The sequence below is a fragment of the Streptomyces pseudovenezuelae genome, from assembly GCF_001513955.1.
GTDB lineage: Bacteria > Actinomycetota > Actinomycetes > Streptomycetales > Streptomycetaceae > Streptomyces > Streptomyces pseudovenezuelae.
The window spans coordinates 843,451-855,012 of sequence record NZ_KQ948146.1; the positions used below are offsets into that span (position 1 = coordinate 843,451).

Below are 11,562 nucleotides of genomic sequence, written 5' to 3' on the forward strand. Positions count from 1 at the left end.
TGTCGCGCAGAATCTGTAATTATTCGACAGGTCGAGGGAAGAGGAGCGGATCTCAGCCGCGAGGCGCTTGCGCGGTGGACCCCCGGACCACCAGCTCGGGTTCGAAGAGCAGCTCCTCGGGCGGTACGGCACTGCCGCCGACCTGCGCGTTCAACAGCTCCACGGCGGCTCGGCCCATGGCCTCGATGGGCTGGCGGACGGTGGTCAGCGGGGGCTCGGTGCAGTTCATCAGCGCGGAGTCGTCGTAGCCGACCACCGACACCTGGCCGGGCACGTCGAGTCCCTTGCGGCGGGCGGCCCGGATGACGCCGAGCGCCAGGGGGTCGCTGGCGCAGATGAAGCCGGTGACCCCGCGGTCGATGAGCCGGGCGGCGGCCGCGTGGCCGCCCTCGATGGAGAACATGGCCCGCGCGACCCGCTCGTCGGGCAGCTCACCGAGCCCCTGCGCGGCGGCCAGTTTCCGCGCCGACGGCACGTGGTCCGCGGGCCCCAGCACCAGCCCGATCCGCTCGTGCCCCAGCGAGGCGAGATGGCGCCAGGCCTGCTCGACGGCCACCGTATCGTCGCAGGACACGCCCGGGAAACCGAGGTCGTCGATGGAGGCGTTGACCAGCACCACCGGGATGTTCCGGTCGGCGAGCCGGCGGTAGTGGTCGTGCGGCGCGTCCGCCTGGGCGTAGAGCCCGCCGGCGAACACCACACCGGAGACCTGCTGCTGGAGCAGGAGGTCCACGTAGTCGGCCTCCGAGACCCCGCCCCTGGTCTGCGTGCACAGCACCGGTGTCAGCCCGAGCTGGGCCAGCGCCCCGCCGATCACCTCGGCGAAGGCCGGGAAGATCGGGTTCTGGAGCTCGGGCAGCACCAGCCCCACGAGCCGCGCGCGCTCGCCGCGCAACTGCGTGGGCCGCTCGTACCCGAGCACGTCCAGCGCGGACAGCACGGCCTGCCGGGTGCCCTCGGAGACCCCCGGCTTGCCGTTGAGCACCCGGCTGACCGTGGCCTCACTGACCCCGACCTTCTTGGCAACCTCGGCAAGTCGTCGCGTCATGAGCGCAAGAATAGCGCAAGAAACGCAAGTGGCTTGCGTCATCGCGTCATCCGCTGCGGAAGGGTTGCGGTCGCGTGAGGTCCGCCGACAGCCGGGTGCTCAACGGCAGACCGGGGTCACGCCCGGCCACAGGCCTCGTGCCGGCCCTGCGCGACGAGGCACCGGAGGGGTAGGCCGAGGGCACGGGCCCGCTCGGCGGCCGGGACGGCCCTCGACGCCGTGGCCGCGTCCTCGCGGCGGCGGGCGGACACGACGGCTCTGCGGAGCGCGCGCCCGCCGAGGCCCGCCGCCCCGCGGCCGGCCTTCATCCACGGCTCGCCCGGCACGCACGGGTGTCCGGTGCAGGCTTCGTCGCCGCGCCCGGCCTGCCGGCGGACGTGGCCCGGCACGGCCGGATCGGCGGCAGACCAGTACGAGGCGGCCGTAGAGCCCGCCGGCCGAGGTGGCGGACCGGTCCCCCGGGGCGGCCGCGAAGGATGTACACCTGCGGCACTTCGAAGCGGCCGCCGCAGAGGTACCGGTGGTGACGGAGTGAGCCGCAACCGGCGGACCCCTGGAACACCCTTGCCCCACGCGGGCCCAGAACTACTGACGAGGCGCCGTCGACGACCTGAACGTCGACGGTGCCCGTCAGGCCTTGGGGGTGGGCACCACCGTGAGGTGGGCCGCCGCGCGCCGCGGACGGCGGCGGGTGGGAGCCGGGCGGAGCACCAGCGTCAGACGGGTGTAGCCGAGGTCGCGCAGGGTGCGCGGGGTCTCGTCCACGATCCGGCAGTCGGTGGCGCCCCAGCGCGGGTCGGGGTGCACCAGCGGGCGTACGGAGCCGTCGTGCTCCACGGCCTGTTCGCCGACCGCGCGGATCCAGTGCGGCAGGCCGTGCCGGTAGGCGGCGTCCATGATCGGGTCCTGGGCGATGTCCCGGCGGATCGCCTGGAGACCGTGGTCGTGGCCGTGCCGCTCGACCGCGGCCGCGAAGTGCGCGAGCATCGGCAGGCACCAGCGGGACTCGTGCTCGCCGAGGACACTGCTCGCGTCGGGATGGAAGAGGACGAAGCGCAGGAAGTTGTCGCCCGGCATGGCCGTCGGATGCGGACCCACGGCACGGAAAAGTGACGCGAAAGCGGTGTTGGCGAGAACGACGTCCCAGCGGTGGTCGAGGACGACGGACGGGAAGGGGACGGCTTCCAGGAGCGTGGCGTAGTCCTGAAGGTACGCCTGGGCTTCGAGCCCTTCGGGGACGGGCCGCAGTTCCGACCGCTGCCCACCTGCCTGATATGCCATCGGGAGGTCACCCCTCTTGCCTATGCGGCCTTCACGCGGCGCCTTGATCCTGCTTCCCCGGAGCAAGGCATGTCAACTATCGTGGCATTCCACGGCGGTTGACGGCTGAAATTGGCCACAGTTGTGGCGAGACCTGGATGTGAGTTCGAATCACGGGCTACTCTCCGGGAAGTTCACGGCGACCGCCTGTGAGAAGTCGGGTGAGAGACGTAGGAGATCAGTCGGTGTCGGATGGCTTCGAGAGCCCGGACGACGCGGCAACGGTCGTACTGACGGCCGTCGTCGCCCGCGTCACCGCACTCGCCGACCGGCTCGGCGTGCCGCACGCGCAGGTCTTCGACACCGGTCGGCTGTCCGTCGCCTCCGGTGTCCCCGAAACCGTGGTCAAGGTCCTGCTCGGCGGGCGCCGGGCGGGTGAGCCGGACGTCCAGGCGCGGTTCCTCCAGCGGCTCGACCTGTTGCGCCGCACCCGGCTCAAGCCCAACGGGCGCAAGTACACCCAGCAGGAGATCGCCGACGGGGCGGGCATGTCCCGGCAGCAGGCGGGCGCCCTCATCAACGGCGACCGGCGCCCCACCATGGAGCACTGCGACGCCATCCAGCGGTTCTTCCGCGTGCACGCCGGGTTCCTCACGGCCGAGGACCCCGAGGCGCTCGCGGGTGCGCTCCAGCACACCGAGCAGGAGCTCCTGCACAAGCTCGCCGACCGGGAGCGGGAGGCCGCGCTGGCCGCCCGCGACCCGTTGGAGCGGCTGCTGCAGGACCACGGCGTGCGGGGAATCGCCTGGCGGGCCGCGCAGCTGCCCACCGACCAGCACCGTGACAAGGTCGCCGAGTGGCTGGACATGCTCCTGGAGAGCGTCAAGCGGCCCGAGTCCTGATCCGGGAGACAACTGTGGGCATCGGTAAGCACATGCGCCGCCTGAGCGGCGAGTTGGTGGCGGAGCTGGAACTCGACGCCCCGGCACGGCCCGAGGACCTCTACGGCGCCCTGTGCGAAGCGATGAGCAGACGCCGGGGCCGCCCGGTCCACTTCCGTACGGCGCCCTTCCCGCCCGGCACGGCCAGCGGGCTGTGGCTCGACATGGCCGACCAGGACCTCGTCGTGATCGAGGAACGCACCGCCCCCGACCACCAGTTGGTCATCCTCGGCCACGAACTGTGGCACATGAACGCCGGCCACTGCTCCCACCACGTCGAGGGCGCGGCGGTCGCCGCCCGTCTCCTGCACGACGACGCCGATCTGCAGGCCACCGTGCGCAAGGTCGCCGCGCGCAGCCGCTTCGAGCTCGACGACGAGCGGGAGGCGGAGAGCTTCGGCCTGCTGCTGGCCAGCAGGTGCCGTACCTGGCTGGCGGGTTCACCGCTGCGCGGGCCGGTGCAGCGGGACCGGCTGGCGGGGCGGATCGAGGCCTCGCTGGGGTATCTGGGCCCGCAGGGCTGAGGGTTCGGCGCGCGTCAGGTCGCGCTGCGCTCGCTGGCCTCGCGCAACTCCCGCTCCCCGCCGTGCGCCCGCGCGCTGCCCGGGCTGCCCTCACGCAACAGCTCCCGCCAGTGCTCCCGGCTCCAGTCCGCCGGGGCGGTGGTGGCCGTGAACTCCTCGACCAGGGCGACGAACCGGGCCGGGTCGGTGTGGAAGGGGAAGTGGCCCGCGCCCTCGAAGATCTCCAGACGGCTGCCGGGCATCGCCTCGTGCGCCCCGAAGGCGTGCCGTACGGGCACCACACTGTCCCGGTCGCCCCACAGCAGCATGGTCGGCATGCCTTCGGTCAGATAGCAGCGGTCGAGCATGGTGACGACCTGTCCACGCCAGTCCACCACCGCGCGCAGGGTGCGGATGAAGGCGTTGCGGGCGGTCTCGTCGGGCAGGGCGTCGACGAGGTTCAGCAGGTCCGGCGCGTCCTGGCCGAGATCGGTGTCCAGGAGCTTCATCAGGCGCACGGCGAGGCCGACCTGGAGCCGCATGCCGGGCAGCCGCAGCGAGGACAGCATCAGGTGGGCGCCGGGCAGGGACACCAGCCGCAGCACGGGGTTGACCTCACGGCCCACACCGCCCGCGCTGACCAGGATGAGCCGCTCGGTGCGCTCGGGGAACTGGTAGGCGAACTGCATGGCCACTCCCCCGCCCAGCGAGTGCCCGACCAGGGTGGCGGACTCGATGCCGAGGGTGGTGAGCAGATCGCGGACGCCGTTGGCGTACGCGGCCACCGAGTAGTCGGCGCGCGGCTTGTCGGAGTCGCCGTGGCCGAGCAGGTCGGGGGCGATCACGGTGTGGGTGCGGGCGAGGTCGGGGATCAGTTCGGCCCAGGTCGCCGAGGAGTCGCCGATGCCGTGGATGAGGACGAGCGGCGGCCCCTCGCCCGCCTTGCGGAAGGCCCGGCGGTACCCGTGCACCACGCGGTACTGCAACTCCAGTTCGGCGTCGCCCACCGGGCGCAGCCGGACGGCGCGCACCGGGCGCCGGCGCGGGTGGTCGACCACGTGCTCGCCCTCCCCTGGTCCTGGCCGCCGCACGGTGGCAGCAAGCCCTTCCTCAAGCCCTTCCTCCCAGCGTAAGGCTGCTTTCCGCACGCTGATTTCGGTGAGGTTTCGCCTCCGCTAAGCGGGCGGACGAAGGGGCGTGGAACCCGGATTGTCAGTGGTGGGCGGCAAGCTGGAGATGCACGCCCGTATGACCGACAACGACTTGGGGAGAGCCGCCGATGCCCACCGCCGTACTGACCGACCGTGAGCGCACCGCCGTCCAGGCGTATCTGCGGCTGCTGCACACGGTCCGAGCCGCCTTCGACACGGCGGCCGGCCCACCCGACACCGCCCGGCCACCGGTCGTCCCGCCGGCGGTCCTCGCCGAGGCCGAGCAGGCCCTGGCGGACGCGGGGCTCGCGGGCAACGAGGAGGCGTTCTTCAGATTGCTGCAGAGCTGGTGCCCGCCGGAGTTCTAGCGAGGACGAGGGGCCGTGCCGCACGCTCCGGCGTACGGCACGGTCACCGAGGTCGCCACCAGGCCGTCGCGGACCGTCCAGCGGCCCTGGAGGACGCCGCGCCGCTCGCCGCCCACCAGCGGGCCGGGGACGAGGAGTTCGGCGCGCAGCGTGCCGCCGTAGGGCGTTCCGGGGGTGACGAGGATGTCTATGTCGGCCTCGGCGAAGTCCAGCCACTCGCCGGTGAGCGGGGACCACGCCTTGTAGACGGACTCCTTGGCGCTGAACAGCAGCCGGTCCCAGTGGACGGCGGGGTTCGCCGCGGCGAGTTCCCGCAGCCTGACCCGCTCCCCCGGCAGCGAGACGCTCTCCAGCACGCCGTCCGGGAGCGGCCCGTGGGGTTCGGCGTCGATGCCGAGCGAGGCCAGGTCGCCGGCGCGGACCAGGGCGGCGGCGCAGTAGCCGTCGCAGTGGGTCATGCTGCCGGTGAGTCCGGCCGGCCACCGCGGGGCGCCGCGTTCCCCGGGCAGGACCGGCTGCGGCGGCACGCCGAGCTTCTCCATGGCCCGGCGGGCACAGGCCCGCACGACGGTGAACTCTCGGCGGCGCTTGGGGACGGCGCGCGCGACTAGCGCGGCCTCCTCGGGGTACAGCGCGGCGTTCTCCGGCTCGTCGTGGCCGTGGACCTCGACGGCCACCACCGAGTCCGGCAGGAGTTCCTCGATCACAGCGCGCCGACCTCCCTGGGCACGATCCGGCGCAGCCGGCCGGGCGGCTCGGTCCGCTTGCGCCACTCCCGCGGATAGCCCACCGACACCTCCTCGAAGCGGACGCCCTCGTGCCAGGTGGTCCGCGGGATGTGCAGATGGCCGTAGACCATGGTCTCCACCCGGAACCTGCGGTGCCAGTCGGCGGTCAGCGTGGTGCCGCACCACATCGCGAACTCGGGGTACCACAGGACGTCCGTGGGGTGCCGGTCCAGCGGGTAGTGGTTGACCAGGACGGTGGGCAGGTCGTCGGGGAGGGCGGCGAGCCTGCGCTCGGTCTCGGCGACCCGGGCCCGGCACCAGGCCTCGCGGGACGGGTAGGGGTCGGGGTGCAGCAGGAACTCGTCGTTGCAGACGATGCCGGTGCCGTGCGCGTACTCCAGGCCCTGCTCCTTGGTGGCGCAGCCGGCGGGCAGGAAGGAGTAGTCGTACAGCAGGAACAGCGGGGCGACGGCGACGGGGCCGCCGGGGCCGTCCCAGACCGGGTAGGGGTCCTCGGGGGTGAGGACGCCGAGCTCCCGGCACATCTCGACGAGGTGCTCGTAGCGGGCGACCCCGCGCAGGGTGACGGTGTCCTTGGGGTGGGTCCACAGCTCGTGGTTGCCGGGGGCCCAGACGACCTGGCGGAAGCGGCCGGCGAGGCTCTCGAGGGCCCAGCGGACGTCGGCGACGGTCTCGGCGACGTCACCGGCCACCAGGAGCCAGTCGTCCTCGCTGTCCGGGCGCATCCGCTCGACGAGGGAGCGGTTCTCCGGATAGCCGATGTGCAGGTCACTGACGGCCAGGAGCTGTGCCGCGCCACCGGCCGTCGATGTCACCTCTCGCCCCCTCCGAGCACCTCAGTGGGATTACGAGAACACAGGTGTCCGCCCGGGAGCAAGGGTGGCCCGGGGCGACGCAGTTCCATGATCGGGAATTCCGTAACACGGGCGTTGCACGCGTGGCCCATTGAAAGCCGTATGATCGCCCCAACACCACCGCAGTGAACTTCCCTTCCAAGGGGCGGTTTGGTGTCCCTCCAATCACCCTGCCCGGGCACGGGCCCGCTTCGCCCTGCCCGAAAACCCGAAAGGCGGCCTGAATGCATTCTCGCGTACGCGTCTGGCTCAACCGCACGTACGCGGAGAACGTGTTCTTCATGGATCAGCTGCGGCGAAATCCCAGCGACAGAGCCGTCGAGATCCATGCGACGCACGGCGACGCCGACTCGCCCGTGCTGGCCGCGGCCGACACCGCCGAGCTGGAGCCGGAGGGGCTGTCCCCGGCCGCCTACGTCGAGTTCGCCCTCGACCAGTGCCAGAAGCGCGGCATCGACGTGTTCGTGCCGCGCCTGCACCAGGCGGCGATCGTCGCCCACCGCGCCGACTTCGCCGTACTCGGCACGGCGCTGCTCGCGCCGCCGCCGGAGGCCGTCGCCGTCTTCCACGACAAGGTGATCGCCTACGAGGCGGTCCAGGCGGTCGGTGTGCCGGTGCCGCCGTGGTGGCGGGTGCGGACCGCGGACGAGCTGGTCGCGGCCGTCGAGGAGCTGGAGGCCGGCGGCCACAAGGCCTGCTTCAAGCCCGCGTCCGGCGCGGGCGGGGTGGGCTTCCGGATGATCACGCGCGCCCCCTTCTCGCTCGCGCAGCTCAACGGGTTCCCCAGCCCCTACGTCTCGCTCGACATGGTCGTCGAGGCCCTCCGGCAGGGTGACGAGCAGGTGGACTGGCTGGTCATGCCGCGCCTGGAGCAGCCGGAGGTGTCGGTGGACACGCTCACCGGACCCGACAACCGGGTGCGGCTCGCGATCGGCCGTACGAAGAACGGCCGGCGGCGCGGGTTCACCCAGCACGAGCAGTGGCTGGAGCCGGCGCGGCTGATCGCCGAGGGGTTCGGGCTGCACTACCTGTCCAACATCCAGTTCCGGATGCTGGGCGACCGGCCCGTACTGATGGACGTGAACACGCGTCCTGCGGGCGGCCTGCACCAGCTGTCGCTGTGCGGGGTCAACGTCCCGTGGGCCGCCGTGCAGTTGGCGCTCGGTGAGGACACCGGGGTGATCGAGCCGCCGTTCCTGGGACAGGACTACACGGTGGTGTCGGGGCCCAGGCAGTTGCGGCCGGTGTCGATCCCGGCTCAGCGGGCCGAGGTGTCGGAACCGTTGCCCGCCGTGCCGGCGCCCGCGGCCGCCGAGTCGGTCGTCGTCCAGGCAGCGGGTCAGGCACTGCCGCTCTAGGTCGCCCTCACCTCACCCCCACCGGTATGGACCAATTCTGCCGCTCATCTTGACAGGCCGATTGGTCCATACCAACTTGGTTGCGCACCCCCTGCACCACCTCTCTGCACTCCCGAACACCCCCATTTCTTCAGGGAGATCGCGTGCGCAACCCACTCAGACGTTCCAGAGTCCTCGCTCTGCTCGGCACCGCCGCTCTCGCGCTGGCCGGAGCCGTCGCCCTTCCCGGCACGGCTCAGGCGGCCAACGTCCTGACCAACCCCGGCTTCGAGTCCGGGAGCCTCTCCCCCTGGACCTGCACCGGCAACCTCGGTTCGGTCGTCTCCTCGCCCGTGCACGGCGGCTCCAAAGCCCTTGCGGGCGCGGTGAGTTCAAGCGACAACGCCCAGTGCAGCCAGACCGTCCCGGTGCAGCCGAACACCACCTACAGCCTCAGCGGCTGGGTACGCGGCTCCTACGTCTACCTCGGCGTGAACGGCGGGGCCTCCGCCTGGACGACATCGCCGTCGGCGTACAGCCAGCTGTCCGTCTCCTTCACCACCGGCGCCTCGCAGACCAGCGCCACCGTCTACGTCCACGGCTGGTACGCCCAGGGCACCTACTACGCCGACGACATCAGCCTCGACGGGCCCGGCGGCGGGGGCTCGGACACCCAGGCGCCGAGCACGCCGACCGGACTGGCGTCCACGGGCAAGACGTCGTCGAGCGTGTCGTTGAAGTGGAACGCCTCGACGGACAACGTGGGTGTCACGGGGTACGACGTCTACAGCGGCTCCAACAGGCTCCTCACCGCCTCCGGCACGTCCACCACCGTCAGCGGGCTCTCGCCCAGCACGGCGTACACCTTCACCGTCAGGGCGCGTGACGCGGCCGGCAACACCTCCGGGGCCTCCAACTCCGTGAGCGTGACGACCGACGCGGGCGGTGGCGGCACCGGCTTCAAGCAGGCAGCGCCCTATCTGTACGAAGGCTGGGGCGATCCGCCGAGCCCCAGCACGGTGATGAGCGCGACCGGCGTCAAGTGGTTCACGATGGCCTTCGTGCTGGACTCCGGTGGCTGCAATCCCGCCTGGGACGGCAGCAGGCCGCTGACCGGCGGTGCCGACCAGAGCGCCATCAACCAGATCCGTGCCGCCGGTGGTGACATCGTGCCCTCCTTCGGCGGCTGGCAGGGCAGCAAGCTCGGCGCCAACTGCTCCTCGGCGAGCGCGCTCGCGGCCGCCCTGCAGAAGGTGATCGACGCCTACTCGCTCAAGGCGATCGACATGGACATCGAGAACACCGACGAGTTCGAGAACGAGGCCGTGCAGGCGAGGATCCTGACCGCGCTGAAGACGGTCAAGGCCAACAACCCCGGCCTGAAGACCATCGTCACCTTCGGCACCTCCACGACCGGCCCGACCTACTACGGCAACCGGCTCATCGAGCAGGCGCAGTCACTGGGCGCGAACATCGACGTCTTCACCATCATGCCGTTCGACTTCGGCGGCGGCTCCGACATGTACGGCAGCACCGTGAACGCCACGGAGGGCCTGAAGGCCAAGCTGAAGTCGACGTTCGGCTGGGACGACGCCACGGCCTACTCCCACATCGGCATCTCGGGCATGAACGGGCTCTCCGACCAGCAGGAGAACACGACCCCGGCGATCTGGACCCAGATCCGCGACTGGGCGAACTCGCATCACATCGCCCGGCTCGCCTTCTGGTCGGTCAACCGCGACCGGCCGTGCCCGGGCGGTGGCGTGGTCAGCAACTGCTCCGGCATCAGCCAGAGCACCTGGCAGTTCACCTCGATCACCGCAGGCTTCACCGGCTGAGTCATCCCTCCCCGTACCCCCACGCCTGCGCCGACTCGGCCAGGCGTGGGGGCAGTTCGGCTTCCGGGACGGCCGCTCGGGCGGGCCGCACGCGCCCCGACCTGAGTTCGAGTGCCCGCGTCGCCTCCGAGGAGAAGTCACGGCCCAACTCGACGCGCAGGGTGCGCAGACGCGTCTCGTGCGGGGCGCGGATCCACCTTTCTCTCGCCGTTCGTCCGCATCCCGGGGGCGTTACCGCTTCCTTGGTTCTCCATGGGAATCAGGACCGGCCCGCCCCGCGGTACAGCTCCACTTCCCCGTCCAGCTCCACCTTGAGGACCGTGGCGTACGGATCGAGGTCGGCGCCGGGCGGCGGGTCGATCCACACGACGCCCACGGCATCGTGGAGCCCGCCGACCACCCGGTGGCCCAGCTCCGTGCCGGTACCCAGGACGGTGACCCTGCGGACCGGGGTGACCAGGCCGCGCAGGCCCACTTCGGCGCGCGGGGCGTCGAACAGCACCAGGTAGAGGGTCCGGCCGTCCGCGGACAGCGTGCTGGGTCCGTAGTGGTGCCCGGCGGGCAGCCCGCGCACGGTCCCGTACACGGCCTCGGCGTGCCTGCGGATCCACTCCCCCAGGCCCTCCAGGCGCTCGGCCTGAGGCTCGGGGATGGTCCCGTCCTCCCTCGGGCCCACGTCCAGCAGCAGGTTGCCGCCCCCGCCGATGGTCTCGGTGAAGTACCGGATCAGCTGGGCGAGCGACTTGTGGTTGTGGTCGTGGTGCTGGTACCCCCACGAGTCGTTGATCGTCAGGCACAACTCCCAGGGGCCCTCGGGCGGTTCGATGGGAGCGCCCTGTTCCGGGGTGGCGTAGTCGCCCTCGCCGAGCATGCGCGCGTTGAAGACGACGTCCGGCACGTACGACCGGACGAGCGCGGCGAGTTCGGGGATGCGCCACTGCTCCTCGCTGCGCTCCCACTCGCCGTCGAACCACAGCAGGTCGGGCCGGTAGCGGGAGGCGAGCTCCCGGACCTGGCCGTCGCGGTAGGCGAGGAAACGCTCCCAGGCCGCCAGGTCCTCGTCCTCGGCGGCGACCTCGGAGTAGCGGTTGTCCTCCTGCTCCGGCGGGCGGCCCGGCTTGCGCGTGGAGGCGTAGTCGGGGTGGTTCCAGTCGGAGTGCGAGTAGTACAGGCCGACCTTCAGGTCCTTCTCCCGCAGGGCCTCGGCGTACGGGCCGACGTAGTCCTTGCCGAGGCCGAGGTCGCCGTGCTCGGTGTCCCACAGGGCCACGCCGTCGTGGTGACGGGTCGTCAGCACCGCGTACTTCGCGCCCGCCCGGGCGAACAGGTCCGCCCAGGCACGCGGGTCGTACCGGGCGCCGGTGAAGCGCTCCAGCTGGGACATGTACTGCTCGTGCGGGACGATGTCGTCGTAGAACGACCAGGACTCCTGGACGCCGTCCACGGCGTAGATGCCCCAGTGGACGAAGATCCCCAACTTGGCGTCGGTGAACCAGGGTTGGACGGCCATGCG

The 11,562-nt window shown here is 71.5% G+C and carries 12 protein-coding genes; 5 read left to right on the forward strand and 7 right to left on the reverse strand.

The window, feature by feature from the left end; all coding sequences use genetic code 11:
• Positions 1–52 precede the first annotated feature (52 nt).
• From AQI94_RS15930 to AQI94_RS15940, 3 genes are all read right to left on the reverse strand, one after another.
• Positions 53–1,048: a LacI family DNA-binding transcriptional regulator gene (locus AQI94_RS15930; protein WP_031051850.1), complete on the reverse strand. Its 996-nt coding sequence runs from the start codon at positions 1,046–1,048 to the stop codon at positions 53–55.
• Positions 1,049–1,164: 116 nt separating this feature from the next.
• Complete coding sequence (locus AQI94_RS15935; protein WP_159050637.1) at positions 1,165–1,437, reverse strand: hypothetical protein; 273 nt, start codon at positions 1,435–1,437, stop codon at positions 1,165–1,167.
• 241 nt (positions 1,438–1,678) lie between these two features.
• Positions 1,679–2,329 carry an MmyB family transcriptional regulator gene (locus AQI94_RS15940; RefSeq protein WP_031052619.1) on the reverse strand — a complete coding sequence of 217 codons (651 nt, stop codon included), beginning with the start codon at positions 2,327–2,329 and terminating at the stop codon, positions 1,679–1,681.
• Positions 2,330–2,553: 224 nt separating this feature from the next.
• Between AQI94_RS15940 and AQI94_RS15945 the strand changes: the two genes are divergently transcribed.
• Together AQI94_RS15945 and AQI94_RS15950 are read left to right on the forward strand one after the other, a co-directional pair.
• A complete protein-coding gene (locus tag AQI94_RS15945) occupies positions 2,554–3,210 on the forward strand; it encodes a helix-turn-helix domain-containing protein (RefSeq protein ID WP_031052617.1) in 657 nt (218 codons plus the stop codon).
• A gap of 32 nt (positions 3,211–3,242) precedes the next feature.
• Positions 3,243–3,773, forward strand: a complete 531-nt coding sequence (locus AQI94_RS15950; RefSeq protein ID WP_031052614.1) for a hypothetical protein — start codon at positions 3,243–3,245, stop codon at positions 3,771–3,773.
• Between the two features lie 14 nt (positions 3,774–3,787).
• Here AQI94_RS15950 and AQI94_RS15955 read toward each other — a convergent pair whose 3' ends face one another.
• Positions 3,788–4,810, reverse strand: a complete 1,023-nt coding sequence (locus tag AQI94_RS15955; RefSeq protein ID WP_031052612.1) for an alpha/beta fold hydrolase — start codon at positions 4,808–4,810, stop codon at positions 3,788–3,790.
• Positions 4,811–5,031: 221 nt separating this feature from the next.
• Between AQI94_RS15955 and AQI94_RS15960 the strand changes: the two genes are divergently transcribed.
• Positions 5,032–5,271 carry a hypothetical protein gene (locus AQI94_RS15960; RefSeq protein ID WP_031052610.1) on the forward strand — a complete coding sequence of 80 codons (240 nt, stop codon included), beginning with the start codon at positions 5,032–5,034 and terminating at the stop codon, positions 5,269–5,271.
• Here AQI94_RS15960 and AQI94_RS15965 read toward each other — a convergent pair.
• On the reverse strand, positions 5,268–5,978 hold the full coding sequence (locus tag AQI94_RS15965; protein ID WP_062229773.1) for a 4'-phosphopantetheinyl transferase family protein: 711 nt from the start codon (positions 5,976–5,978) through the stop codon (positions 5,268–5,270). The genes AQI94_RS15960 and AQI94_RS15965 overlap by 4 nt on opposite strands.
• Positions 5,975–6,835, reverse strand: coding sequence for a metallophosphoesterase family protein (locus tag AQI94_RS15970; protein ID WP_031048308.1), 861 nt, complete (start codon positions 6,833–6,835; stop codon positions 5,975–5,977). Before AQI94_RS15970 ends, AQI94_RS15965 begins: the two co-directional genes overlap by 4 nt.
• 263 nt (positions 6,836–7,098) lie before the next feature.
• Here AQI94_RS15970 and AQI94_RS15975 point away from each other — a divergent pair, with 263 nt between their 5' ends.
• Entirely contained in the window at positions 7,099–8,232 is a 1,134-nt protein-coding gene (locus tag AQI94_RS15975) for an ATP-grasp domain-containing protein (RefSeq protein ID WP_031048306.1), read from the forward strand.
• Between the two features lie 143 nt (positions 8,233–8,375).
• Positions 8,376–10,049 (forward strand): carbohydrate binding domain-containing protein, encoded by a 1,674-nt coding sequence (locus tag AQI94_RS15980; protein WP_031048302.1) that lies wholly within the window; start codon positions 8,376–8,378, stop codon positions 10,047–10,049.
• A 259-nt stretch (positions 10,050–10,308) separates the two neighbouring features.
• Here AQI94_RS15980 and AQI94_RS15985 read toward each other — a convergent pair whose 3' ends face one another.
• On the reverse strand, positions 10,309–11,559 hold the full coding sequence (locus AQI94_RS15985) for an alpha-L-fucosidase (protein WP_031048300.1): 1,251 nt from the start codon (positions 11,557–11,559) through the stop codon (positions 10,309–10,311).
• Between the last annotated feature and the right edge of the window lie 3 nt (positions 11,560–11,562).

Coding starts and splice junctions, on each gene's coding strand:
- AQI94_RS15940 (WP_031052619.1), bottom strand. CDS start 2,329: ATGGCATATCAGGCAGGTGGGCAGCGGTCGGAACTGCGGCCCGTCCCC.
- AQI94_RS15985 (WP_031048300.1), bottom strand. CDS start 11,559: ATGGCCGTCCAACCCTGGTTCACCGACGCCAAGTTGGGGATCTTCGTC.
- AQI94_RS15975 (WP_031048306.1), top strand. CDS start 7,099: ATGCATTCTCGCGTACGCGTCTGGCTCAACCGCACGTACGCGGAGAAC.
- AQI94_RS15950 (WP_031052614.1), top strand. CDS start 3,243: ATGCGCCGCCTGAGCGGCGAGTTGGTGGCGGAGCTGGAACTCGACGCC.
- AQI94_RS15960 (WP_031052610.1), top strand. CDS start 5,032: ATGCCCACCGCCGTACTGACCGACCGTGAGCGCACCGCCGTCCAGGCG.
- AQI94_RS15930 (WP_031051850.1), bottom strand. CDS start 1,048: ATGACGCGACGACTTGCCGAGGTTGCCAAGAAGGTCGGGGTCAGTGAG.